This window comes from Xanthomonas fragariae (assembly GCF_017603965.1).
Lineage (GTDB): Bacteria > Pseudomonadota > Gammaproteobacteria > Xanthomonadales > Xanthomonadaceae > Xanthomonas > Xanthomonas fragariae_A.
In genome coordinates, this window is record NZ_CP071955.1 from 27,939 (window position 1) to 54,080 (window position 26,142).

The window sequence follows — 26,142 nt, forward strand, 5'->3', positions numbered from 1 at the left end:
ACGACGGAGCTGGCTGGATTATGCGCGAAGCTGCAGTAAATCCGCGTTGAATTGCTGGCGGCGCGCCGCACTCAGCGACGCTGCAACCAGCTCGATGGATCCACCGGCTGACCATTGCGACGTAGCTCGAAGTACAACGCCGGCACGCCCTGCCCCCCCGAGCTGCCGACCTTGGCCACTGCTTCGCCGCGTTTGATGGACGCGCCGGCATCGCGCAACAGCGTGTCGTTATGCGCGTACAGGCTCATGTAGCCGTTGCCGTGGTCCACGATCAGGATCATGCCGTAGCCGGTCATCCAGTCGGAGAACACCACGGTGCCGTCAGCCACTGCGGTGACGGTGCTGCCCTTGGGCGCGCCGATCAGCACGCCCTTGCTGGTGTGGCCGTCCGGCAAGGTGGCATCGAAGCGGGCCAGCAAGTTGCCCGACACCGGCCAGCTGAGCCCACCCACCTTGGGCGCCGGTGCGCTGGCGATCAGCTTGGGCGGGGTCTTGCCGGGACGATCAGGGCGATCGGATTTGCTGTGCTTGGCCTGCGCTGCGGCCTCGGCAGCTGCACGTTTGGCGGCGGCACGTCGTTCGGCTTCGGCCTTGGCAGCAGCTGCGCGCAGATTGGCGAGCAGTTGTTCCAGCGACTGGGCGTCCTGGCCCAGGGCTTTTTCGCGTTCGGCGTGTTGTTTGTAGCGGTCGTCCAGTTGTGCGACGGTGGCCGCCTGCTGCGAGCGATCTTTCTGCAGCGAGGACGCCTGGGCCTTCTGTCGCGCACGCGCCGCATCCAGTGCCTGGCGACGACTGGCGATGTCCTGTTCCACTTTCGCCAAGGCATCCAACTGCGTGGTCAGCGCCTGGATACGCTGCGCACGTGCGTTCTGCACATAGCGGTGATCTGCCAGCATGCGTGTGGCATCGCCAACGGTATCTTGCGATAGCAACACCTTCAACGGTGCATTGCGGCCGACCTGATCGGCGGCGCGCAACAACGTAGCCAGTTGCACGCGCTGACTTTGCAGGCCGCGCTGCAATTGCGCGCGGTCCTGTTGCAGGTTGGACAGGTGTTGTTCCTGTTCGTGCATCGCTGTTTCGGTCTCGCTCAATGCGCGTGCAGTCTTGGCCACCTTCTCGTCGGCCTGGCGCAGCTGCTGGGCAGCGGTACCGCGCTTGCCTTCCAGTTCGCGCCGATCAGCGCTGATGGTCTTCAACTCATCGCGCAGCTGCTGCAGTTTGCGCTCGGTTTCGCGCTGGCTCTGCGCATCCGCTCCCGCGCTGGCCAGCAGTGCGCAAGCCAGCACGGTCGCTGCTAGCCACACGCGTCCACCGCCGATGGCGGGAGCAAACGGCAGGCGCGGCAGCGGTGCGGGCGAAGGGGGCAACGAAAGGTCCAGTAACTTCAGGCAGGTGCGCGATTGTAGCCAAGCATGGTGTGATCGCCGCCACGCACCAGACAAGCGCCGCCGCGCGAGGTTCAGCATGAAGCCCCAGTATCTTCTGCTGGCGTTGTCCGCGGTCTGCACAAGCGCCTGGGCCGACGAGGACATCAGCGAGGTCGACGGCCGCATCAGCCCCAAGATCGCCGTGGTCAGCGGCGCCACCGCGCGCAGCTTCAATAGCGACGTTGCTCAGAAGGAATGACGCGCTACCACGCGGAGTTCTTGTGTCGACGCACCGCAGAGCGCCTCGCACTCACCGCAACGTCCAAAACACGCTCTAAAATCGGGATTCTGCCGCACGAGGAGTTCCGATGCCCCGCAAGATCCTGTGGTGCCTGGCCGCCACATTGGCCCTGGCCGGCTGCAAACGCGAACCCGCCGACGCGCCCACCGCGCCCGCAGCGCAGACGCCGGTCGATCGCGCGCCCAGCGCGCCGGTCAGCCGACACGCGTTTTTGCCCGAGCTGACCAGCGGCGATTTCGCCGAGTTGGTCAAAACGCTGGCATCGGATGACTTTGAAGGCCGCGGCCCGGGCACGCCCGGCGAAGAAATGACCGTCACCTACATTCGCGACCAGATGCAGCGCATCGGGTTGCAGCCGGGCAATGGCGACAGCTGGTTCCAGGAGGTGCCGATGGTGGAAACCACGGTCGCCCCATCCACCGCACCTAGCCTGCGCAGTGGCGATCAGACCCGTACCCTCGCCTTCGGCAGCGACATCGTGGTGGGCACGCGCACCGGTCAACCCGAGGTCAAGCTGGACAATAGCGAGCTGGTGTTTGTCGGCTACGGCGTGGATGCGCCCGAGCAGCAGTGGAACGATTACGCCGGCCAGGATTGGAAAGGCAAGACGGTGGTGATGTTCGTCAACGACCCCGGCTTCCACACCGGCGATGCCAAGCTGTTCGATGGCAAGCGCATGAGCTACTACGGCCGCTGGACCTACAAGTTCGAAGAGGCCGCACGCAAGGGCGCGGCCGCCGCTTTGATCGTGCACGACACGCCTGGGGCCAGCTATGGTTGGGACGTGGTGAAAAATTCCTGGTCCGGCCCGCAATACGACTTGCCTGCCAAGGACGATCCCGACGCGCGCCTGCCGGTGCAGGGCTGGATCAGCGCCGAGACGGCCAAACAGCTGTTCGCCAACGCCGGGCTGGATCTGGCACAAGCCTACAGGGACGCCAGCAAGCGCGGTTTCAAGCCGGTGCCGTTGAAGGCCAACTGGTCGGTCGACCTGAAAAGCACCATCGCCGAAAAGACCTCGCGCAACGTGGTCGGCGTGCTGCCGGGGAGCACGCACGCCGACGAAGCGGTGCTGTACATGGCGCACTGGGATCACCTGGGCAAGCATCCGGGCGAGAGCGGCGACAACATCTACAACGGCGCGGTGGACAACGCGACCGGCGTGGCGGGCATTCTGGAAATCGCCGATGCCTTCGCGCATGAGGATCCCAAACCGGCGCGTTCGGTGGTGTTCGCGGCAGTGACGCTGGAAGAATCCGGCCTGCTCGGTTCCAAGTATTACGTGGCCAATCCCAGCTTTCCGCTGGACAAGATCGCCGCGGTGATCAACCTGGATGCGATGTCGGTGGCCGGGCGCGCGCGGGATGTCACCGTGGTCGGCATGGGCAGTTCGGAGCTGGAAGACATCCTCAAGCCGATCGCCGCGATGCAGGGCCGCACCCTGCATGCCGAAGCCACGCCGGAAAGCGGCTCGTATTTCCGTTCGGATCATTTCAACTTCGCCAAGGCCGGCGTGCCGGCGCTGTATGCCGATGGCGGCGAAGACCTGCGCGAAGGCGGCACTAGGGCCGGACGTGCGGCCGCCAAGGACTACGGGCGCAATCGCTATCACGCACCGGGCGATGAATACGATGCAGCGAGCTGGAAACTCGATGGCACCATCGAAGACTTGCAGGCGGTGTATGGCGTAGGCAAGGAGGTGGCCGCTGGCGAGCGCTGGCCCAACTGGTATGCAGGCAACCCGTTCAAGGCCGCGCGCGACCGTATGATGGCTGGTAGGCCGGGCACACGTGCGGCGGCGGATGTGCAGACGCCGCAAGCCGAAGACAGTGGCAATCAGAATGGCAAGAACGATGCGAGTGCCAAGAAGGCGGCGCCCGCGCGTTGAGAAGTGAGGACGCGTCGCCGGCTTGACGCCTGCAGCGTTCGCGTGACTGTATTAAGAGCGGCTAACAAAACGACTGCGCTCACCGCCAGGCGGGCGCGACCGGTGCTCGGAATCGGCATGTACCACGTCTACACTCCGGTTCCTGCGCGCCGTCCGCATCCACCTGACGACTGAGCAACCCCGTCAGTCATTGTCGACGCTGACCACGTGTCCGTCTTCCGGATCTAGTTGCAGATCAACCTTTTGTCCACCCCGCTTTGCCTCGGCTTTCCATAACCCGTTTTCGAATGTGAGGTCGTGCACATTCAAGTAGCCGTTGGTCGACAGCGCTGCGCGAATATCGGCTTCGCTGAGCTTTGAAGTGGTGCGGTCGCCATAGACACGGCCGGTGACCGGGTCTATGCGTACATCCACATCCTTCCCATCGCCACTGCGCGCGTCGGCAGTCCACACGCCGTGCTTGAATTTGACGTCATGCACCTTGGTGTAACCTTTGGCGGTGAGCATGCTGGTGACTTCGGTGGATGTGAGCGCTTTGACCGGCTTGTCTGCGGCCGCTTGCGCAAAAGCGCCATGCGAGGCCAAGGCGAGTGCGCCGATCAGGGCGGTTTTCATCAATCGCTGTGTCATGGGATGCTCTTGCAGTGAGGTGCGCTCATGCTGGACGTGCTCCAATTGCCATCAGGTGAAAACCCAACGGCGTTTACAACAGGCGTTCAGCTAAGGAAAGACTGAACAACCAGCCAGCATCTCCAAGTTCAACCAGCAACGTCCAGATGAGGCGTGCGATTGGCTTGAGTGGCGGCATCATGCGGCGTCTGGCGGCTTATCCCACGGCCCGGCAGCATGATCCTCTGGCCGGCAGCGACTGCTGGCGCACCATGCTCAGATTGGACAGCGCAAACAACGTCAGCACCTGCGCCACGTTCCTGGCCAGGCCGCGATAGCGGACCTTGGTGTAGCCGACTGCCGTTCGATCGCCCGCAACCGCATCCACATCCGCCCCGATAAGCGTCTTCATGTCGATGAATCCGCAACATCGTCGCCAGTGCGTCCGGCTGCCACCAGGCCGGCCCGACACCGGATAATGCGGTTCAATGAGCGCGAGCAGTTGCTTCCACAGAAACAGCTGTTCCATCTCGGCCAGAAAGATCTCTCGGCTGGTTTGCTCACGCTTGCCCAAGTCTTTCGCATTACCGAACGTCCGTTGCATGATGGCTTCTCACTCCGTGTGCGTGCCCAGGCCAAACCGGCGAAGTTCTCTTTGAACGCGATGTATATGTAGTACGGACTGAATTCCGGCATGGCCTCGACCGGTCGTATGGTGCTGCCAAGATGATTTGGCGCGTGACCGGCCGTCCACGCGTGGTCGCTGTGGAATCGACCAGCGACGGCGGCGGATATAACGCACTGCCGAATGCGCCCGGCGCAGCAGCGCCATCGCGTAAGCGCAGCCCCAGAATTTCTGCATGTGCGGTTGAGCCCTGGCAGTGGCTGCCAACGAGCGAGTATCTGCACGCTGGGAACCACTGGTTTTCCCAGAATGGTGGGAAAGCCGCAGTGGCTCAGCGCCCCAGGTCGGCCGGTAACGTTGAAACTCGTCATGCACCACGCTGACGAAGGTGCGCATCTGCACCAAATAGAATTCATCGTTCGCTGTGACTTCGATCTGCTTGTGATGCGCGGCCGCGGCGGCGTAACTGCGGAAGTAGTCGTCCCTAAAAAATCCGCTTCAAGCGCCAAGTGCCGTCGGTGACAGCGGCACGGCGCTAAATGACGACCATCCCATCGCCCGCCTCCAGGCACGCAAAAACGCGATCCAGCGCAGCAGCCAGCGCAGGGTGTAGCCGGCGGCGCAGCCGAGCACGTGCAGCGCATCGCCTTGTGCACCTTTCAACCTGCAGCGAGGCAACCTGCAGTCGTCTTTCAGATGTTCGATCACCGGCTCCACCGCCTGTCGTCGCTTGATCCAGCGCCATTGCCGTCGCGTCAGCGTCTTGGCCTTGCCGCGATGCAGGACCTGCACGCCATCGACTTCGCGCCCGCGATCGCCCAGGTCCACGATCGCCACCGTCGGTTCTACGCGCACATCCTGCAGCAACCCGCGTGTCTGCTCCAGCTGTTCGGCCAAGGTGTCGCCATCGTACGGGTTGCCAGGAAAACTGCGCGCGCCCACGACCAATCCCTTGCAGGCGGTGACCGCAATGCCGACCTTGACGCCGAATGCGTACGCTTGACGCGCCTTGCCCTTGCCGATGCATTCCACTTCCGGGGCATGCAATGCGTACAGTTTTTGTTTGTCCTTCGGACGCTACGTGTACAGCCGTTGCGCACGTTCCAGCCAGACCGCGATGCGCTCGCGCACGCCGGGTTCCACCTGGTCCAGCTTGCGCTGCATGTCGCGCAACACCCGCCCCAACACCGTGCGTTGACGCCGCAGCACGCGCTGCATGACCCAGGCGCTGCCGCCACCGCGTCAGCGAGCTGGCATCGCACGGCAAGCGCGTCTGGAACACCACCTCGCCAGTGAAGAAATGCCAGTACGGATTTTCCAGCCAGCGCTCGCACACCGCTTCATCGGACAGGTCGTCGGCGTGTTTGAGGTAGAGCAAACCGGCGATCAGGCGCACCGGCAGCGCGGGACGACCGCCACCGGCTGGCGTGGCCGGAAAATGTGGCAAAAGCGTCTGCTCCAACGCCGCCCACGGCATGCGGTGGCTCAATTACACCAACGGATGACGCAGATCGATCTGGTTCTCCAGGCGCGAACGAAACAATTCGTCGGCGGGTCTGTCTTCGGCAGCAGGACGGCGTGTACGCATGGACGGAAATTGCAAAAAAACCAGCCCTCAGCGTCGCGAAAACTGGTAGTTCTGGCACGCCGGTGCAGACATCAAGGCCTTGCGGTCGTTGGGTGATTGGGGTTTTTCAGGGGCGACTAACGACCGATCACGCCGGCCAGATCAGGCCGGCGTGAAAACTGCGCATGGCTCAGTGCGCCGACGTCGCCGGGCGCCGTGCTGCCGCGCGCTCGGCACGACGTGCGCGCGCACGTGCGCGACGCGCCTTCCAGCGCTCGCTCAGGCACGAGAAGATCACGTACAGCGCCGGGGTGCTGAGCAGGGTCAGACCTTGCGAGAACACCAGGCCGCCGATCATCGCGATACCGAGCGGGCGGCGCAGTTCCGAGCCTTCGCCCAGGCCCACCGCCAGCGGCACGGCGGCCAGGATCGCCACCATCGTGGTCATCATGATCGGCCGGAAACGCACGATCGACGCTTCACGTGCCGCCGCGCGCGCGTCCATGCCGTGCATGCGCTGCGCCACCAGTGCAAAATCGATCATCATGATCGCGTTTTTCTTGACGATGCCGATCAACAACACCAATGCAATCATCGAGATCACCGACAACTCGGTGTTGGTGATGAACAACGCCAGCAGTGCGCCGACGCCTGCAGCGGGCAGGGTGGACAGGATGGTCACCGGGTGGATCAGGCTCTCGTAGAGCATGCCCAGCACGATGTAGACGGTGAGCACCGCCGCCAGCAGCAACACGCCCATCGCGTTGGGGTTGAGCTGCACGTTGAAGCTGTCGCCGCCGCTGAGACGGATGCCGTCGGGCATGCGTAGCCCATCCACGGTGGACTTGATGATCAGATCCGCCTGGCCGGTGCTCACCCCCGGTGCCAGGTTGTAGCTCAGATCCATCGTGGTGTACTGGTTTTCGTGGATGATCTGGGGCGGCGCCAGACCCGGCATCTGGTTGGCGACGGCGGTGATCGGCACCATCTGGCCGGCACGGTTGGGCACGAAGATCTGATCCAGCGCCCTGGGCGTGGCAGTCTGCGAGGGCAGCGCATTGACCACCACGCTGTACTGATTGAGATCCGAATAGATGGTGGAAATCGAGCGTTGGCCGAACGCGCCATATAGCGCGCCATCGATCGCACCAACCGAAATTCCCAGGCGCGCGGCCTTGGCACGGTCGATCACGATGTTCTGGCGCAAACCGGAGGTATCCACATCGGTACCGACATTCCGCAGGCGCGGATTCTTTTTCAGCGCGGTCTGCAGCTTGGGCAGCCATTCCTGCAGCTGCGCAAGATCATTGCCCTGCAGCGACACGCGGTATTGCGCGCCCTGGCTGGTGCCGCCACCGCCATCGCTGGGCAAGTCCTGGATTGCGCGCAGGCGCAGATCCAGATCCGGGTAACGGTCGGCCTTGGCGCTCAGACGCGCGACCACTTGCGCGGTGGTGTCGCGACGGCCTTCATCGCGTTTTTTCAACTCGATATTGAACGAGGCGCTGGAGCCCTGGCGACCGGAGCCCAGCCGCGCGCCCACCGTCTTGACCGCCGGGTCGGCCATCAGCATGTCGGTGATGCGGCGCTGGCGGCTGACCATGTCGGCGAACGACACCGTGGCGCTGGAATTGGCGCGCCCCCAGATCAGGCCGGTGTCCTGCGCGGGGAACGCGCCTTTCTTGACCGCACCGCCGAGAAAGATGGTGGCAGCGATCAACAGCAGTGGCGTCAGCGACAGCAACAAGGCATGCCGCAGCGAGAAATCCAGCGCCACCGTGTAGACCGCCAACATACGCGCGTGCATGCGGTCCAGCAAAGCGCTAAAACGGCTGGGCTTTTCCGACTCGGTATGCGCCGACAAAAAGCGACTGCACAGTGCTGGCGTCAACGTCAGCGCCACCAGCATCGACACCACGATCGCCGCCACCAGAGTCACGGTGAACTCGCGGAAGAACGCACCGATCATGCCGCTGGCAAACAGCATCGGAATGAACACCGCCACCAGCGAGGCAGTGATCGAGACGATGGTGAAGCCGATCTCGCGTGCACCGGCCAGTGCAGCGTCCAGACGCGGCATGCCTTCGTCGAGATGGCGCATGATGTTTTCGATCACCACGATCGCATCGTCGACCACAAAGCCAATGGCGATCACCAACGCCAACAGGCTGAGGTTGTTCAAGGTGAAGCCGAGCATGTACATCACCAGCGCCGAGCCGGCCAGCGACAACGGCACGGTGACTGCGGCGATCAACGTCGGTGCCAACCGGCGCAGGAACAACGCCATGGTCAGCACCACCATCGCCAGGCTGATCATCAGCGCGGCCTGCACCTCGTGCAGCGAGGCGCGAATGGTGGGGGTGCGGTCTAAGTAAGGGGTGAGCTTGGTGCCGGGGTGGAGATAGGCGCGTAATTCGGGAATCTGCGCCTTTACCTGATCCACGGTTTCGACGATGTTGGCGCCGGCGCGGGTGAAGGCATACATGACTACCGCAGGTTTGCCGTCGAACCAGGCCGCTTGATACGCATCCTGCTGGCCGTCGTAGACGGTGGCCACATCGCCCAGCCGCACGATTCGCCCGTTGGACTGAGTGGAGATCGCCAGCTGCGCAAAATCCGCAGCCTTGGCCACCGCGTCGTTTGCCACGATGGCCATGGTGGTGGTGCCGTCGGACAGGAATCCGGTCGGCGAGGTGACATTGGCTGCGCGCACCGCATTGCGCAGATCGTCCGGTGTCAGACCCAGCGCGTTGAGCGCGCGCAGATCCACATCCACGCGCACCGCTGGTGTGGAGGCGCCTGCGATATCCACCGAGCTGATCCCGGTGATCCGGCGTAGCCGTTGTGCCAGTAGCGAATCGGCGACGTTATAGAGCTCATCGGCCGATTGCGTGTCCGAGGTGAGCGCGATGGCGATGACCGGGTCGTCGTTCGGGTTGGCTTTCTGGTACACCGGCGTGCCGAGCCCGGAGGGCAGATCCGATTGCGCCGCATTGACTGCGGTCTGCACATCCTGCGCGGCCGAATCGATGTTGCGATTGCTCTGAAACACAATGAACACGATGCTGCTGCTCTCCGAACTGGAGGAGCGCATACGGTCGATACCGGGCAACTGGCCCAGATGGCGTTCCAGCGGCGCGGTGACGGTGGAAGCCATGGTGCTGGCATCGGCACCGGACTGCGTGGCGTGCACGAAAATCACCGGGATCTGGATGTTCGGCAACGCCGCCACGCCTAGCCGCAGATAACACATCAGCCCGATCACGAACAAACCGATCGCCAGCAGCGAGATGCCGATCGGGCGCTTGATGAAGGGCGCGGAGATGTTCATCGGGAAGATTCCGAGGCCGTGATGCCTTCAGGCGTCGGGATCCGGGAGAGCAGATGCAAGAGCGGCTCGGCGGCTCTAACGGTCGACGCGTTCCGGGTCCCGGATCTGCGGTCCCCGGTCCCGACGCCGCTGCTCATGCCCGTCCCTCCGCACGCCCATGCGCCGCTGCTGCCGCACGCCGTTCCCGCCATGCCCGCAGCCGCTCACCGGCGCGTTCCATGTATAGATAGATCACCGGTGTGGTGTACAACGTCACCAGCTGCGACAGCAGCAGGCCACCGACAATCGCGATACCCAGGGGACGCCGCAATTCCGAGCCGATACCCGTGCCCAGAGCCAGCGGCAACGCGCCCAGCATGGCCGCAGCGGTGGTCATCATGATCGGGCGGAAGCGCAGCAGGCAGGCGCGACGGATCGCGTCATGCGCGTTGGCTCCTTCGCGGCGTGCGTCGATGGCGAAGTCGATCATCATGATCGCGTTCTTCTTGACGATGCCGATCAGCAGCACGATGCCGACGATGCCGTCCACCGACAGACTCAGCCCGCACATCATCAGCGCGAGCAGTGCACCGACGCCGGCCGGCGGCAGCGTGGAGATGATCGTCAGCGGGTGGATGTAGCTCTCGTAGAGCACGCCCAGCACGATGTAGATCACCACGATCGAGGCCAGCAACAGCCACACGATATCGGTCTGGCTGCCGGTAAATTCAGCGGCCTTACCGACGAACTGCGCATGCACCTGGGTCGGGATCTTGAGGTCTTCGCGCGCCTTTTCGATCGCCGCCACGGCCTGCGACAACGAGTGTCCCGGCGCCAGATTGAACGAGATGGTGACCGCCGGCAGCTGCTGCTGATGGCTTACCACCAACGGGGTATTGGTGACCCTGGCTTCTGCCAATGCGGCCAGCGGAATGATGCTGCCGGCGCCGACCACGATGCCGGTGTTCTGGGCGCCCACTCCGGTGGCGGTAGACGAGTTGGACGAGGTCACCTGGCCGAAGCTGGTCGCATTGGTGCCGGTCAACGCGCCGCTGCCGTTGCTGGCCACGGCGAGTTGGTTCATCAGCGAGGTGCTGCTGCGGAATTCCGGCGCCACTTCCAACACGACGCGATATTGATTGAGCTCGGTGAAGATGGTGGAGATCTGGCGTTGACCGAAGGCGTCGTACAAGGTGTCGTCGATGGTCTGCATCGGCACGCCGAGCATGCCGGCCTTGTCGCGATCGATGGTCAGCTCCAGCGCACGGCCCTGGTTGGCCAGGTTGTTGTCCACATCGGCCAGTTCGGGCAGCTTGCGCATCGCCTCGGTCATGCGTCCGGCCCAGGTAGCCAGCTCGGTGCCGTCCACATCCGAGATCGAATATTGGTATTCGGTGGCGGCCACCCGCGTGTCCAGGGTGACGTCCTGCACCGGCTTGAGGAACAACGCCACGCCCGGAATCCCGGCCACGGCTTTTTGCAGGCGCGGCAACACCTCATCCAGGCCATCGCGGTCGCCGCGCGTCTTCAACACGATCGACAACTGCCCCTGGTTGATGGTCGGGTTCATCGTGCCGGCACCGATGAAGGCGGCCACGCCGGTCACCGCCGGATCCTTACCTAATGCAGCGGCCACCGCCTGGGTGCGCTGCTCCATCTGCGGAAACGCTACGTTCTGATCGGCCTGAACCACCCCGGTGATCAGGCCGGTGTCCTGCTCGGGCAGCAAGCCCTTGGGGATCGCCATATACAGCACCACGGTCAACGCCACTGCGCCTATCGCTACCGCCAGGGTCAACGGTTGGTGTGCAAGCACCCAGTCCAGGCTGCGCTCGTAGGCGCCGACAGTGCGTGTCCACAGATTGGTCTTGCCGGTGGCCGCCGCGCGCTCGTGCGCGTCTTCGCCGTCGGGCAGTGCATCCGGCTTGAGCAGGTAGGCGCACATCATCGGCGTCAGCGTCAGCGACACCAACATCGAGATCACCACCGCAATCGACAGCACCCACGCAAACTCATGGAACAGCCGCCCGGTGACGCCCGGCATCAGTAGCAGAGGCAGGAACACCGCCACCAGCGACACGGTCAGCGACAACACGGTGAAGCCGATCTGCTTGGCGCCGATTTCGGCCGCTTCCGCACCGCTCTTGCCCTGTTCGATGTAACGCACGATGTTTTCGATCATCACGATTGCATCGTCGACCACGAATCCGGTCGCCACCACCAGCGCCATCAACGACAGGTTGTCCAGCGACATGCCCGCAAACGCCATCACCCCGAAGGTACCGGCCAGCGATAGCGGCACCGCCACCGACGGAATGATGGTGGCCCAAAGCCGGCGCAGGAACACGAAGATCACCGCCACCACCAGCGCGATGGTCAGCACCAGGGTTAACTTCACTTCATGCACCGATGCGCGAATGGTTTCAGTGCGGTCGGAGAACACTTCCAGATGCACGTCGGCCGGCAACACCGACTGCAGCTGCGGCAGGATGCTGCGGATCTGCTCCACCGTCTGCACGATATTGGCGCCGGGCTGGCGACGGATTTCCAGCAGCACCGCCGGCTTGCCGTCGGCCCAGGCGGCGAGCTGGTCGTTTTCCACTCCATCGACCACGTTGGCCACATCGGCCAGGCGCACCGGGCGGTCATTGCTGTAGCTGATGATGGTTTCGCGGTACTGCGCCGCATCGGTGAGCTGGTCGTTGGTGCCGATGCTGTAGGACTGGGTCTTGCCGTTGAGCGAACCCTTCGGTGCGGAAACATTGGTCTGGGTCAACGCGCTGCGCAGCGACTCCATGGTCAGGCCCATGTTCGACAGCTGCGCCGGATTGACCTGGATGCGCACGGCCGGGCGCACATTGCCGGCGATCGATACCAGGCCCACGCCCGGCACCTGCGACAGTCGCTGGGCCAGGATCGCATCCGCGTAGCGGTTGACCTCGCGCAGCGGCAGCGAATCGGAGGTGAGCTTGAGCGTGAGTATCGCCGCATCGGCCGGATTGACCCGGTTATAGACCGGTTGATACGGCAGCGACGAGGGCAAGGTGGCCTGGCGGATCGCCGCCTGCACATCCTGCGAGGCGATGTCGATATCGCGCTTCATCGAGAACTGCAGAATGATCGTGGACAAGCCCGCCGACGAGTCGGAGGTCATCATCTGCAGCCCGGAAATCTGCCCGAACTGGCGCTCCAGCGGCGTAGTCACCAGCGATGCCATGGTGGTCGCGTTGGCACCGGGATATTGCGTGGTGACGACCAGACTGGGGGCGTCGATTTCCGGCAATGCCGAGACCGGCAGCTGCCGGTAGCCCAGGATGCCAAGCAGCAGGACGCCGGCCATCAACAACGAGGTGGCGATCGGGCGGCGGATGAAGATGGTCGAAAAGCCCACGGGGTGTCCTTGCTGAAGACGTCAATCGAAGCCGGCGCACGTAGCGCCGACGCACACGGGCAACGGAAGTCCCGTCGCCGGTGGTCGAAACTTAGCGCGGGCCGCCGTCGCGTCGGCCACCACCGCCACGTTCCTGCTTGTTCTGCGCGGCCTTGAGTTCGGCCTCGGTCGGCTCCGGTGGGGTCTCCCCTGGCTTGAGCGCGCTGACCTTGCTGCCCGGCTTCAAGCGGAACTGGCCTTCGGTTACCACGCGCTCGCCGGGCTTGAGCCCCTTGGTGATCTGCACATGGCTGTCGTCCACTTCCACGCCCTGCACCACGGTGCGCATCTGCGCGGTGTTGTCGGTGCCGACCACGTAGACGTAATCGCCGTCCGGGCCGCGCTGCACGGCCTGGGTCGGCACTACGGTGCCGCCGTAGATGGTGCGCAGTTGCAGGCGCACGTTGACGAACTGGCCTGGCCAGAGCGCGTTGTCGGCATTGTCGAAGATCGCGCGCGCACCGAAGGTGCCGCTATCGGCAGCGATGCGGTTGTCGATTACATCCAGCTTGCCGTCGCCGCTGATGACATGCATATCGCCGCGATCCAGCGCCGCCACGCCCAGCGGTGCGGCAGCCTGACCGCTACGCACGGCCTGCAATTCGCGCTCGGGCAGGTTGAAGGACACGTAGATCGGGCGGATCTGGGTCAAGGTGACGATGGTGGAGGTGCTGCTGACGATATTGCCTGCGTCCACGCCACGGATACCGGCGATGCCATCGATGGGCGCGGTGATGCGGGTGAACTGCAACTGCACCTGCGCCGAGCGCATCTGCGCGTCGTTGGCCGACACCGCCGCCTCGTACTGCGACACTTGGTTGCGTTGGGTATCCAGGTCTGTTCGCGAGACGTACTGCTTGTAGGCCGGATCGTTGGAGCGCTGGTAGTTCATTCGCGAGGTCGCCAGCAGCGCTTGATTCTGCCGCTTGGCCGCCAGCGCCTGGTCGTAGCTGGCCTGCAGCGTGCGCGGGTCGATCTGCGCCAGCAGGTCGCCCTTCTTCACTTCCTGGCCTTCCTTGAAGTTCAGGCTCATCAGCTGGCCGCCGACTTGCGGGCTGACCGTGACCGTATTGAGCGCGGTGACCGTCCCCAGGGCGCTGGCGTAGACCGGCACATCCTGGGTCGTGGCGGCCACCACCGTCACCGGCACCGGGCCGCTGTTTTCGGTGCCATTGCCGTCCTGCGTGCCGGTGCGCTTGCCGTGATTGCCCCCACCCATCATCCGCATTGCGACGAACACCACGGCGAGCACCGCTACGACCAGCAGTGTGATCTTCCAAAAACGCGACATGCGACAACTCCTGAGGACGGGCCGGGCGCGTGGGTGCGACCGGCGTACAGCTTTGCAGAGCATAACGATTGAGCGTTACTGAAGTAATGGCTCGCCTGGCGAAACGACCACAACGTTCACAGATGCAATGAATGCGGCAACGCGCCACGGTTGGCGCCGGTTGATCGTCGGGCAGAATCGGGCCTCACTGCAGCACATCGAGCGCGTGGGCGCACAACAGTGAAGTTCCATTATTGGAGGATTCTAGATGCGCCACCCCCGCTTGCTGACCAGCACGCTGTTGCTCGCCCTGCCTACGCTCGCCGCCGCGCAGACCGTGCAGCGGCCTGCAGTCCAGACCGCTGCCGCCCCGTTGTAGGTCAAGTTGGTGCAGTGGCGGCGCGACTTCATTCAGCACTCCGAACTGGTCGGCATGCGCGAGCAGCTGCCCGGCGAAGTGATGCTGATCTTCCAACCTGTCCAGGCATCCAGCGGTGCTCGGCCTTGGCGCGATGTCGTTGAATTATTTGCAGCAGGGGTGAGCTGGGACTGGGGAGTCGAGATTGGAGATTGGTCTGCGGCTGGGCAAATCCTGCTTTCGATCGACAACTGGGTAGGTAGGGGCCTGCCCTGTGACGTCCGACTTTCACGTTCGCCTAGCTACGCTATTCGGCGCTCGCCATACACCTCAAGGCCAGCCCATGCCGCCTAAAATGGCGCGATGAATAGCCCACAAGATTCCACGCTCGGTCGTGAGGTCGCTTATCCCAACGGCTACGACCCGTCCTTGCTGTTTCCGATTCCGCGTGCGGCCGGGCGTGAGGCCATCGGCCTGACCGGCGCCTTGCCTTTCATCGGATGCGATCGCTGGCATGCCTACGAACTCAGCTGGCTCGACGCGCAGGGCAAGCCGTGCGTGGCGACTGCTACCTTGCATGTGCCCAGCGATTCGCCGTCGTTGATCGAGTCCAAGTCGCTCAAGCTGTATCTCAACTCGCTCAATGCCACCCGCTTCAACAGCGCCGAAGGGGTGCGCACTCGCATCGCAAGCGATCTATCCACGCGTGCCGGTGCGGATGTGTCGGTGGACTTCGGTCTGCCGCCGATCGATGCGGTGGGCGAGGGCGAATCGATCGACACACTGGATGTCAGCATCGACGATTACGGTCCGCCGAATGCCGAGTATCTGCTCGCGCATGCGCAGGCCACGGTGGAAGAAGTGCTGACCTCGGCCTTGCTGAAATCCAATTGCCCGGTTACCGGTCAACCGGATTGGGCCAGCGTCACGTTGCGCTACCGCGGTGCACCGATCGATCGCGACGGCTTGCTGCGCTATCTGGTGAGTTTCCGCAACCACGCCGAGTTTCATGAGCAATGCGTGGAGCGCATTTTCAATGACGTGCTGACTCGCTGCGCACCCGAGTGGTTGGTGGTGGAAGCGCGCTATACCCGTCGTGGCGGACTGGACATCAATCCCCTGCGCAGCTCACCGAGCGTGCCTGCACCGCTGTCGATCTTTCGCGACCTGCGTCAGTAAGAACGGCTAACAAAACGTAGCGAGCACTCGCCAGGTGGGTGCGGACGGCGCGGAGGAACCGGAGTGTACGCTTGATACGTGCCGATTCCGGGCACCGGCCGCGCCCGCCTGGCGGTGAGCGCAGTCGTTTTGTTAGCCGCTCTAAGTCGATTGCTGCCAAGGATCGCGCCAGCTTCACGACGGCGCGATCCACGCTTAACGGTGCTCCGTGTACGCTACAGGCATCGTAATGCATAGGGATTGCAGTAAATGAGTGTCGATAAAAAAGCAGATTTTTCCAATGTGACGTCCTCAGTCGACAGTACCGCAGATGTCGCACCGGATGCAGACTTTTCCAACGTCCGCACCAGCGTGCAAAGCACCGCGCAGCTCATCGAGGAGTCGGTCACCGTGCAAGCAGGCGATAGTCTGTCCAGCATTGCCAAACGGCATCTGGGCGACGGCAATTTGTGGCCGCGCATTTTCGAAGCCAATCGCGAAACGCTCAAGGACCCGGACAAGATTTTCCCGGGGCAGATGCTGCGTTTACCGCCGAAAGCATAATGCCACGCCCAAGCCCTAACTGGTTCGTCGGCTTAGAGCGGCTAACAAAACTACTCCGCCCAAAACTACTCCGCCGCCAGGCGGGCGCAGCCGGTGCTCGGAATCGGCATGTACCACACGTACACTCCGGTTCCTCAGCGCCGTGAACACCCATCTGACGACTGCTCGCTACGTTTTGTTAGCCGCTCTTAGTAACTCATTTCACAAACATCCCAGAAACAACGATTCATTCGATATTCGGAGATTGATCCATGCGTACTAAATCCGTTTCAAGCACCATCGCGATTGGGCTTGCTGGCGTTCTGGCATTATCGGGTTGCCGCAAGGAAGCCAATAACGATTCCAATGTCGCCCAGGATCCGACCTCCGGCGCTGCCGCTGATGCAATGCCAGGCCCGGCGGGCACGCCGCCAGCGAGCGATCAGGCAGGGCAGAGCAGCGCAACCGTGGCGGACAGCACTGGTGGTGGCGCTGCAGCCGGCTCCACAGTGACCGTCTCCAGCGTTGCGGTCGGCACCAAGGTAGCTGCCGACAAGACGGTGACCCCATCCGCCAATATCGGCACCAAGGACACCATCATCGTCTCGGTCAAGACCGATGGCAGTGCGAGCAATGTGCCCGTCGCAGCCAAGCTCACCTATCAGGATGGTCAGGTTGCCAGCGAACAGAACGCCACACTGACCACCACTGGCGCCGAAACCACCAACCTCAGCTTCAGCAAGCCCGATGGCTGGCCGGCCGGCACCTACACCGCGCAGGTGATGGTGGATGGCAAGCCGGCGGGAACTGCGCAGACTATTACGGTCAAGTAAGCTCCGTCAGGCAAGAACGATTCACGCTGTACCATTCGCGCCCGAAAAGGCGTGAATGGTTTGGCAGACCTTGCAATCCATTGCGACAGCGCTTTCGTCTATCAAGTATCAAGACCAGCTGTTCGGTTGCAGGCTCATGAACCGGAGCCGGGTCCGAATGCCTGGCTCAGCATCTCGATGAAGGTGCGTTTGGCGCGATAGCGTTGGCGGATCTGGACTAGATAATCGTCGAATTCGCTCATTGTATTGTGCATCTCGCACAAACGTCGAAGCGATCGCAGCAAGCTCAGCGCCGCGCTGTAGCCCTGTTGATTGGTGCGTTCGGCCTTGTTTTCTATCAGCAACTTATAGATGCGGACGGCGAAGCTGACATCGTGTGATTCGGCGACCTGCAGCAGGCGTTCCCACGTGGTCATCGCGATGTCTGCCTGATGTGCCGCACTCGCTTGCAGCGCAGCGGTATGCTCACCCTCGGCCAAAAACAGCCGCACCTGCAGATCCTGCGCATGACGTTGCAGCGATCGATTTGCGGCGACTGCTGCCAGTGCACGTGCACGCCAGGCTTCCCACGGCACGTGGGCCGCACGTGTGGCGTGGCGCAGCGCCAGATAGGCGTCTTCGGACGGTGTCTGCGTGAATACCTCCCAGCGCAGTTGTAGCGCCTCCTCGGTCATGCCGTCGCGCGTATAGGCCGCGGCAAGTGTTTCCTTGAGACGGCCATCGTCCGGGCAAGCCCTGATGCCTCGCTCAAGCCAACTGGTCTCCTCACGTTCGCGCCTATGCTCACGGCACCGGCGCGCCATCTGGAAATAGTCCCATCCGCTGCTGCACTGGGGAGCGAACCATTGCAGCATCGCATCGACCTCTCCGCCATTGCGCGCGGCGTCCTCAAGCAGCTTCTCGGCTGCTAACTGCTCCGATGCCGACAAAGGTTGCTGGAGTGTTTCCAGTGTGGCGTGCTGCAACGTTGCCACGTCGCGCTCATCCAGCGGCGGGCAATAGTCTCGCAGTGGCGGCATCAGTCCCCAGGCATCCTGCAGGCCCAGGTCGAGCAGGCGGCGCGGCAGATTCTGTGGATGGGCGGCTGCCGCAAACCTCGCGTGGGAACGCGCCAGCGATGCCAATGCGTCGCCGACATGGCCACTGGAATCGTCGCACTCGCGGTAGATCGTCATCAGGCGTTTTAGCGCATATTCGTGCAGATCCAGCGCTGCCATCGGGTCGCGCTGCAGTGCCTGGTCGAGCAGGTCCGGCAAGGGAGCGATATGCCTGGCATAGGCGACACTGGCGCGATAATCCATGAAGCGCTTGCGCCCGAGCAGGGTCGTAATTGCCTTGCGCCACTCCTGTGGCGTGCTGCGCGCCATGCGTGCCTGCGCCAGCAGGCGCTTGCCAATGCTGGCGTCGGCGGCTGCAAGTTCCAGCAGCAGCGAGCGCATTGCCTGTGCAGGCACTTCGGCCAACCATTGCTCTACTTCCGTGACGGGCTGTTGCGTCCCGGCACTGCGCTTGCGCCCGGTGCTCGTATTTTCAGGTGCAACCGCCTGGCCGCGGGCCCAGGCAAAAGCGACAGCGACCTGGTGCTTGCAGAAGTCCCCACTGCGGCCTATCGGGCAGTCGCACTCGCCCTGCAGAAGAGTGCCGTCCCACTCCAGGGTGACGCGGTAGTTCTCGCTACCTATGACATTGGCCGCTACGCGGCCTTCGGTGGCTTGAACAAGCACTGCCCTGCCTTGCTCGAAGTACGCCAATCCACGCGCATAGCTGCGTGGGTCGGCCAAGCGTTGCAGCAGCCGTGAATCGATGGAACTCGTGGATGGGGGCGTCATCGTGTCAAGTGTAAAATGTAACGCACGACTTTGCTCATGATCGGGCGGTTGCAACGGGAACCGGCTTTTGCCCATGGCCTGCCGACACGCGACAATGGAGGCCCCCGGTGCCCGCTGACGGGTTCGCGCCCAATGCTCTTTCCTCATTCCTTCAGGCAACGCAAACTCCATGTCCAACACACCGAAGATCATCTACACGCTCACCGACGAAGCTCCCTTCCTGGCCACGCAGTCGCTGCTGCCGATCATCGATGCTTACACCGACACCGCCGGCATCGTGGTCGAAACACGCGACATCTCGCTGGCCGGCCGCATTCTTGCGTTGTTTCCGGAACAGCTGACCGACGCGCAGAAGATTGCCGACGACCTCGGTGAGTTGGGCCAACTAGCCACAACGCCGGAAGCCAACATCATCAAGCTGCCCAACATCAGCGCGTCGGTACCGCAGCTCAAGGCCGCGATCAAGGAATTGCAGAGCCAGGGCTACGCGCTGCCGGAGTATCCGGATGCGCCCAAGGACGCTGCCGAAAAAGACGTCAAGGCGCGCTATGACACGGTCAAGGGCAGCGCAGTAAACCCGGTGCTGCGCGAAGGCAATTCCGATCGTCGCGCACCGCTGTCGGTGAAGAATTACGCACGCAAGCATCCGCATCGCATGGGTAAGTGGAGCAGTGACTCCAAGTCGCACGTTTCGCATATGGACGAAGGCGATTTCTTCGGCAGCGAGCAATCCACCACGGTGGTCGACGCCGGCACGCTGAAGATCGAGTTCGTCGGCAACGACGGCAGCAGCACCGTGCTGAAAGACAAGGTTGCGGTCACGGCCGGAGAAATCGTCGATGCCGCCTTGCTGAGCAAGCGCGCGCTCGCCAGCTTCATCGATGCTCAGATCGAAGATGCCAAGGTCAGGAACGTGCTGTTCTCGGTGCATCTGAAAGCCACCATGATGAAGGTCTCCGACCCGGTGCTGTTCGGCGTGGTGGTCGGCGAGTTCTACAAGGACACTTTGAGCAAGCATGCCGATGCGCTCAAGTCGGTTGGCTTTGACCCCAACAACGGCATCGGCGATCTGTACGTACGCATCGGCACACTGCCGGAAAACCAGCAGGCGCAGATCAAGGCCGACATCCAGGCCGAATATGCGCAGCGTCCAGGTCTGGCGATGGTCAACTCCGACAAGGGCATCACCAATCTGCATGTGCCCAGCGACGTGATCGTCGATGCATCGATGCCGGCGATGATTCGCGACTCCGGCCAGATGTGGAATGCCCAGGGCAAACTGCAGGACACCAAGGCGGTGATTCCGGATCGCTGCTATGCCGACGTGTATCAGGCGGTGATCGATGACTGCAAGGCGCACGGCGCGTTCGATCCGTCCACCATGGGATCGGTACCCAACGTCGGCCTGATGGCACAGAAGGCCGAGGAATACGGCTCGCACGACAAAACCTTCCAGATTTCTGCCGCCGGCACCGTCAAGGTTATCGATGGCAGCGGCTCAGTGGTGTTCGAGCATGCGGTGGAAGCCGGCGATGTGTGGCGCATGTGCCAGGTCAAGGACGCGCCGATCCAGGACTGGGTGAAGCTGGCGGTCGAGCGTGCACGTCTGAGCGACACACCAGCGGTGTTTTGGCTGGACACCGCCCGTGCGCACGATGCGCAGGTAATCGCCAAGGTCGAGCAATATCTGAAGGATCACAACACTAACGGCTTGGACATCCGAATCCTGCCGCCGGTGGAAGCGACTACCTTTTCGCTTGAACGCATCCGCAAGGGCCAGGACACCATCTCGGTCACCGGCAACGTGCTGCGCGATTACCTCACCGATCTGTTTCCTATCATGGAGCTGGGCACCAGTGCCAAGATGCTCTCGATCGTGCCGTTGATGGCAGGTGGTGGTCTGTTCGAAACCGGTGCCGGCGGCTCGGCGCCCAAGCACGTGCAGCAGTTTGTCGAAGAGAACTGCCTGCGCTGGGATTCGCTCGGCGAATTCCTGGCCTTGGCGGCTTCGTTGGAGCATCTGGGCAACCGCTACGACAATCCCTCGGCCACGGTGCTGGCCAAGGCGCTGGACGTGGCAAACGGCCAGTTCCTGGAGAACAACAAGTCGCCGGCGCGCAAGATCGGCGAGCTTGACAATCGCGGTAGCCACTTCTATCTGGCAATGTACTGGGCGCAGGCCCTGGCCGCACAGACCGAAGACACCGCGCTGCAGGCCAAGTTCGCACCGCTGGCCAAGGCCCTGACCGAGAACGAAGCCACGATTGTCGCCGAGCTCAACGGCGCTCAGGGCAAGCCGGTGGAGATCGGCGGCTACTACCACCCGGATCTGGCCAAGGTCAGCGAGGCAATGCGCCCGAGCAAAACCTTCAACGAAGTGCTGGCTACGCTGAAAGCCTGATCCACCGCACCGCCTGTCGCTGCATCCAGCCAGTGCGACATCCAAGGCCCGCCTCGATCAGAGGCGGTGGCATTTTGCTGGCGTCGACCAATATCGGCGCGATGCAAGCATCGTCAGAGCACAGCACAGGCGCAGATCGAGGCCGCCGCCCGCCTATCCGATAATACGTTTTGAGAAGATGCGACAGGCTTTGCCTATCTGCTGCTCAAAATCGGATGCAACGGTAAGGTCGACGATCTGATCGCAGCGCAGATCAACATGACGTTATGGCGTTACGACTCGCTTTGGCGAAAGTGGTTTCGTGGAAGACAACAAATAACGTCCCACTTTCGGCTTCGGCGTTATCCAGCACCGACCGTCTTTGTTGATCCAACTCCCCGGATCAAGCCATCGGTAGCCCGCATTCGGATAACCCGCGCAGACCCACATACCCCGCTATTTGGTAGCAAATGCCCCAAATTCTAGACCGGCCCATCCGCCGACGGGCTATCCCCGACGGAAGTTCGAGCGGCAGCACGCCATAAACGGCTGCGACTGTCCACAAAAGCCTGGGTGATTCAAACTAGGCTTCATGCGCTTGCCAAGAAGCCCCCTAACCCTGACCGTGCCCAATGTTGAACTTTGACTCTCCAGAACTCGAAGCCGCATTGCGGGACGCAATTGTCAGGCTAGGCACTACCTTCGGAATCGATTGGGAGGGAACCGAACTGGATCCCGATCTTGAGCTCGACTTAGATGAGAGCGTCACGTTTTCTCGGGAAACCGTCGTAACGATGCAATTTCCGCGATCAGAAGATTCCGTTGACCTCACGATCCAAGAATTGATAGACCTATCGAACGAGGTGACACATCCAGCAACCACTTGCGATGGCCTCACCTATCACTCAAGCCATCGAACAGTGGTCAGGATGAAGTCTTGGGACATGCGATCAGAAGGGTTTGTCAGTGGGATCAGCTCATTGGAGAATGATGTCGGCAAGATAGCTGGCGAGATAGCTGGACACCCTGCGTCAATTTCACTGCTATCACCTTCGCCACACTTCAGCGCAGCAGTCGTTGTCAAAGATCATTTCTATGACAAATATAACCCTCCACTAGGATGGGAAGAGTTCTATATTGGAGTGCACCACCCGCAAGGGGCGACGGCAGAAGAAGCAAATTCCCTGATCCAGGCTTACCTATTCGAACTGCATGTCACTCTCGGCCTGGAGTTTTTTGAATTCCCTCGTCCTGTCGACTTCGATCCTGAGTATCCCGAGGATGAAGAGATCGGCGACTTGGTTCAACGCGCACGCAGCATTAGGCCGCTGCTTATAGGCCCTGGGCTTCTGGCGGTCCTTTCCGAGTTCAACAGTGTGAATGGATCCTCTAGCGGCGGAGCTGCACTTCTCGCGTACGTCAAATGCATCGAGTACGTCTCAGCCACGGTGGTAAGGGAGAAGCAGTACGAAGATCTTCGCAAGCGCCTACTGTCGAGAGATGCACTCAAACCAAACGCAGAGTTCATGGATGGGCTACTGGTTCTCTTCGAAGAGAATCGGGTCTTCAGCCGCGACGCAGAGGCTTTGCGCTTGTCGGTCGAACGCTGCTGCGATCCGCTACCCATGAAGATCTATGCCCCGCAGTTTCTTCGTAGCTTCTCTAAGATCGACCCCTCTAGTTCCGCGGAACAACGCAAGCAGGCGCTCGTCGAACTAGCGGCAGCACTGTCTGCATCCAGGAATCAGCTTGCTCATGCCAAGGCAAACTTTCGTGCCACTGGCAAGGAATGCCCGCCGGAACAACTCTCAAGTCTAGTTGCATGCGCGCGAATTGCCGCAGAGCAGTGCATCCGTTGGTATGCCTCGCGCTCTGAAGAGCTACGTAAAAGTTGAGTGGCTCATCACCGCCAACTGGCCAATGGCGCCAAGCCGCTCCCCTTCCAGAGAAAGCGAACGAGATCAGCCTTCTGAGCGGGGCTCTCTGATTCAAAAAGGATCACCATAGCTGCTTCCAGCTTGAAGTTATCCAGAAACCCTTTTACGCGTGCGGCGTATGCATCGGCCTGTGCTGACCTCCTCCATACAACTTGGACCACAGCCCGAACTAGAAAATTCGGCGACACTCAGGCCCAATGAGGCCTGTCGCCATGAAGCGCACTGGTTCATGGCGCTCGATGACGCCCGGAGAAGATCAAAATCTACCCTAGTCATGTCCAAGGATCCCATCACCTGTGAAGTCATACGCGACCTGCACGGGCTGTTTGGATGGAGCCTATTTGCGGTCGTTCTCGTCCACCTAGGCGCTGCGCTTTTCCATATTCGGATTTGAAGGAATGAAGTTTCTTTCGAGCATGGCTCGCAGGCAGTCTCGGAGCGTGAGCGCTGAAGGTAGCGCTTCGGCATAGAGCAAAACATGCTGTGGTACGACCCAAGCCGTCGGGTGAGCGGCCAAAGGCAGGCGCACGCCAGAGCTCCATCTAAGATGCCAGAATAGGTGGTGCCCCTGGCCGGGCTCGAACCGGCACTTGCCGCTTATCTGGCGCTGACGGGATATAAATCCGCTGCTCTACCAATTGAGCTACAGGGGCGTGATCGGTCGGATCACACCCGTATTCGGAAGTAGCAAGGATCGTGGAGCCTGAACATGAAAAAATGATAGCACGCTCCACTTGCAACGCACCGTTAGCAAGTGGGTAATAGGCGTATGGACCGGTCTAGAATTTGGGGCGTTTGCTACCAAATAGCGCGATAACGCCAATCCAAATCAGCGCTTCATCGAACTGAAGAAGTCGTCGTTGGACTTGGTGGTCTTCATCTTGTCCAACAGGAATTCCATTGCCGCGATCTCGTCCATCGGATGCAGTAACTTGCGCAGGATCCAGATCTTCTGCAGCAACTCCGGCTCGATCAGCAGATCTTCGCGACGCGTGCCCGAGCGGTTGATATCGATCGCCGGGTAAACGCGCTTTTCGGTGATGCGGCGATTCAAATGCACTTCGCTGTTGCCGGTGCCCTTGAACTCTTCGTAGATTACCTCGTCCATCTTGCTGCCGGTTTCCACCAGCGCAGTGGCAATGATGGTCAGCGAGCCGCCTTCTTCGACGTTACGGGCCGCACCGAAGAAACGCTTCGGACGGTGCAACGCGTTGGCGTCCACACCACCGGTCAGCACCTTGCCGGAACTGGGCACCACGTTGTTGTAGGCACGCGCCAGACGGGTAATCGAGTCGAGCAGGATCACCACGTCCCTCTTGTGTTCGACCAGACGCTTGGCCCGTTCGATCACCATCTCGGCGACCTGCACGTGGCGTGCAGCCGGCTCGTCGAACGTGGAGGAGATGACCTCGCCGCGCACAGTGCGCTGCATCTCGGTCACTTCTTCCGGGCGCTCATCGATCAGCAACACGATCATGTGCACTTCGGGATGATTGCTGGTGATGGCCGTGGCCACCTGCTGCATCATCATCGTCTTACCGGCCTTGGGCGGGGAGACGATCAGCGCGCGCTGGCCCTTACCCTGCGGGGCCATCAGATCCAGAATGCGGCCGGTGATGTCCTCGGTCGATCCATCGCCACGCTCCAGACGGAAGCGGCGACGCGGGAACAGCGGGGTCAGGTTCTCGAACAGAACCTTGTTCTTGCTCGCTTCCAGCGGCTCGCCGTTGATGGTGTCGATGATCGACAGCGCGAAATAACGTTCGCCGTCTTTCGGGAAGCGGATGCGGCCCGACAGGTGATCGCCGGTGCGCAGAACTAAGCGGCGGATCTGGCTCGGCGAGATGTAGGTATCGTCCGGACCGGCCAAGTAGCTGGCTTCTGCGGCACGCAGAAAACCGAAGCCGTCTGGTAGGATTTCCAGCACGCCGTCGGCAGCAACGCCTTCGCCGTGACGAGTCAGCACCTTGAGCAGGGCGAAGATCACGTCCTGCTTGCGGGCGCGCGCCACGCCTTCTTGGATATTGAGCTGATCGGCGATATCCAGCAGCTTCTGTGCCGGCATGCGCTTGAGATCGCTCAGCGAATAGACCGGGAAGCCTTCCGGCACGGCCGGGTGCGGACGTGCGATGAACGGCTCGTTGCTGCCATCGGTCGATGGCATGCCGCTGCCGCCTATTTCGTTTCCGAAGCGATCGCGCGGCCCACGGTCGCGGCGGTTACGGAACCGATCGCGGCGATTGCCCTGTTGGTTCTGCCCCTGGCCCTGGCCCTGTTGATTTTGGACGGCGCTCTGACCCTGCGCCGGGACTTGCCCCTGATTGTGGACTTGCCCCTGACTTTGCGCCTGATTCTGGTGCTGCTGTTGTTGCGCCTGGTTGAAGCGCTGCTGCTGCGACTGGCCACCCTCGCGGGACTCGCCGTGATTGTCGCCGCCCTGACTGGCGCTTTGCGCGCTGCCGACGTGTACGCCATCGCTGGAGGTCTGCGCCGGTGCGCGCGACGGTACCTGCGGGGCATCGGGTGCGGGGCTGGTGGGCAAGGGCAGGTTGGGCTGCTGTGCGCCACCATCTTCATTGGTGACTGCGGTCTTGCTCACGCGCGGCTTGCGCACGCGTTTCTCGACGGGAGCGTCGACGCTCCCGATATCGGAAGAAGGATGATCGGACAAGTGTGTGATCCCTCGCTAAGAGTGCGAGCGCCCGGCTGGGGGGCGAACTATGGTGATGGGAGT

14 protein-coding genes, 1 tRNA gene, 3 other RNA genes and 4 pseudogenes are annotated in these 26,142 nt (G+C 62.1%); 10 read left to right on the forward strand and 12 right to left on the reverse strand.

The annotated features are described in order from the left end of the window. Positions 1-71: 71 nt before the first annotated feature. A complete protein-coding gene (locus tag J5I97_RS00150; RefSeq protein WP_208588280.1) occupies positions 72-1,370 on the reverse strand; it encodes a murein hydrolase activator EnvC family protein in 1,299 nt (432 codons plus the stop codon). A gap of 97 nt (positions 1,371-1,467) precedes the next feature. Here J5I97_RS00150 and J5I97_RS00155 point away from each other — a divergent pair, with 97 nt between their 5' ends. The 3 genes from J5I97_RS00155 (at position 1,468) to J5I97_RS00165 (ending at position 3,748) form a co-directional block, all read left to right on the forward strand. Continuing rightward, positions 1,468-1,629, forward strand: coding sequence for a hypothetical protein (locus J5I97_RS00155; RefSeq protein ID WP_208591852.1), 162 nt, complete (start codon positions 1,468-1,470; stop codon positions 1,627-1,629). Positions 1,630-1,738: 109 nt separating this feature from the next. Beyond that, the gene (locus J5I97_RS00160) at positions 1,739-3,559 is read left to right on the forward strand and encodes a M28 family metallopeptidase (protein WP_208588281.1); all 1,821 of its coding nucleotides are present in this window, start codon (positions 1,739-1,741) and stop codon (positions 3,557-3,559) included. Between the two features lie 117 nt (positions 3,560-3,676). Then, positions 3,677-3,748: non-coding RNA, sX9 sRNA (locus J5I97_RS00165), on the forward strand. On the opposite strand, the gene J5I97_RS00170 is transcribed toward J5I97_RS00165, so the two are convergent. From J5I97_RS00170 to J5I97_RS00200, 7 genes and pseudogenes are all read right to left on the reverse strand, one after another. After that, positions 3,743-4,189 (reverse strand): PepSY domain-containing protein, encoded by a 447-nt coding sequence (locus tag J5I97_RS00170; RefSeq protein WP_208588282.1) that lies wholly within the window; start codon positions 4,187-4,189, stop codon positions 3,743-3,745. The genes J5I97_RS00165 and J5I97_RS00170 overlap by 6 nt on opposite strands. A 196-nt stretch (positions 4,190-4,385) precedes the next feature. Then, positions 4,386-4,523 (reverse strand): annotated as a pseudogene (locus J5I97_RS00175) (IS5/IS1182 family transposase); the annotation flags it as partial. Between the two features lie 43 nt (positions 4,524-4,566). After that, positions 4,567-4,772, reverse strand: a pseudogene (locus tag J5I97_RS00180) (IS5/IS1182 family transposase); the annotation flags it as partial. 519 nt (positions 4,773-5,291) lie between these two features. Further along, positions 5,292-6,381, reverse strand: a pseudogene (locus J5I97_RS00185) (transposase). Positions 6,382-6,550: 169 nt separating this feature from the next. Further along, entirely contained in the window at positions 6,551-9,691 is a 3,141-nt protein-coding gene (locus tag J5I97_RS00190) for an efflux RND transporter permease subunit (RefSeq protein WP_208588283.1), read from the reverse strand. Positions 9,692-9,824: 133 nt separating this feature from the next. After that, entirely contained in the window at positions 9,825-13,061 is a 3,237-nt protein-coding gene (locus J5I97_RS00195; RefSeq protein WP_208588284.1) for an efflux RND transporter permease subunit, read from the reverse strand. A gap of 91 nt (positions 13,062-13,152) precedes the next feature. Then, complete coding sequence (locus tag J5I97_RS00200) at positions 13,153-14,391, reverse strand: efflux RND transporter periplasmic adaptor subunit (RefSeq protein ID WP_208588285.1); 1,239 nt, start codon at positions 14,389-14,391, stop codon at positions 13,153-13,155. 247 nt (positions 14,392-14,638) lie between these two features. On the opposite strand from J5I97_RS00200, the pseudogene J5I97_RS20445 reads away from it, so the two are divergent. Together J5I97_RS20445 and queF are read left to right on the forward strand one after the other, a co-directional pair. Further along, positions 14,639-14,830 (forward strand): annotated as a pseudogene (locus tag J5I97_RS20445) (amidohydrolase); the annotation flags it as partial. 261 nt (positions 14,831-15,091) lie between these two features. Then, on the forward strand, positions 15,092-15,907 hold the full coding sequence (queF, locus tag J5I97_RS00205; RefSeq protein ID WP_208588286.1) for an NADPH-dependent 7-cyano-7-deazaguanine reductase QueF: 816 nt from the start codon (positions 15,092-15,094) through the stop codon (positions 15,905-15,907). Positions 15,908-15,911: 4 nt separating this feature from the next. Here the strand turns inward: queF and J5I97_RS00210 are convergent. Next, a non-coding RNA gene (locus tag J5I97_RS00210) (sX9 sRNA) lies at positions 15,912-15,987 on the reverse strand. Positions 15,988-16,156: 169 nt separating this feature from the next. Between J5I97_RS00210 and J5I97_RS00215 the strand changes: the two genes are divergently transcribed. The 3 genes from J5I97_RS00215 to J5I97_RS00225 all read left to right on the forward strand — a co-directional run bounded on the left by J5I97_RS00215 (position 16,157) and on the right by J5I97_RS00225 (position 17,262). Next, positions 16,157-16,450, forward strand: coding sequence for a LysM peptidoglycan-binding domain-containing protein (locus J5I97_RS00215; protein WP_208588288.1), 294 nt, complete (start codon positions 16,157-16,159; stop codon positions 16,448-16,450). A 108-nt stretch (positions 16,451-16,558) separates the two neighbouring features. Then, a non-coding RNA gene (locus J5I97_RS00220) (sX9 sRNA) lies at positions 16,559-16,634 on the forward strand. A gap of 67 nt (positions 16,635-16,701) precedes the next feature. After that, positions 16,702-17,262 carry a hypothetical protein gene (locus J5I97_RS00225; protein WP_208588290.1) on the forward strand — a complete coding sequence of 187 codons (561 nt, stop codon included), beginning with the start codon at positions 16,702-16,704 and terminating at the stop codon, positions 17,260-17,262. Positions 17,263-17,396: 134 nt separating this feature from the next. On the opposite strand, the gene J5I97_RS00230 is transcribed toward J5I97_RS00225, so the two are convergent. Then, positions 17,397-19,091 (reverse strand): SWIM zinc finger family protein, encoded by a 1,695-nt coding sequence (locus tag J5I97_RS00230; RefSeq protein ID WP_208588292.1) that lies wholly within the window; start codon positions 19,089-19,091, stop codon positions 17,397-17,399. A 169-nt stretch (positions 19,092-19,260) separates the two neighbouring features. On the opposite strand from J5I97_RS00230, the gene J5I97_RS00235 reads away from it, so the two are divergent. Then, a complete protein-coding gene (locus J5I97_RS00235; protein WP_208588295.1) occupies positions 19,261-21,492 on the forward strand; it encodes an NADP-dependent isocitrate dehydrogenase in 2,232 nt (743 codons plus the stop codon). 611 nt (positions 21,493-22,103) lie between these two features. Next, on the forward strand, positions 22,104-23,366 hold the full coding sequence (locus tag J5I97_RS00240; RefSeq protein ID WP_208588297.1) for a hypothetical protein: 1,263 nt from the start codon (positions 22,104-22,106) through the stop codon (positions 23,364-23,366). 602 nt (positions 23,367-23,968) lie between these two features. Here J5I97_RS00240 and J5I97_RS00245 read toward each other — a convergent pair. Continuing rightward, a tRNA-Ile gene (locus J5I97_RS00245) sits at positions 23,969-24,061 on the reverse strand. Positions 24,062-24,237: 176 nt separating this feature from the next. Further along, positions 24,238-26,079: a transcription termination factor Rho gene (gene rho / locus J5I97_RS00250; protein ID WP_208588299.1), complete on the reverse strand. Its 1,842-nt coding sequence runs from the start codon at positions 26,077-26,079 to the stop codon at positions 24,238-24,240. Positions 26,080-26,142 lie beyond the last annotated feature (63 nt).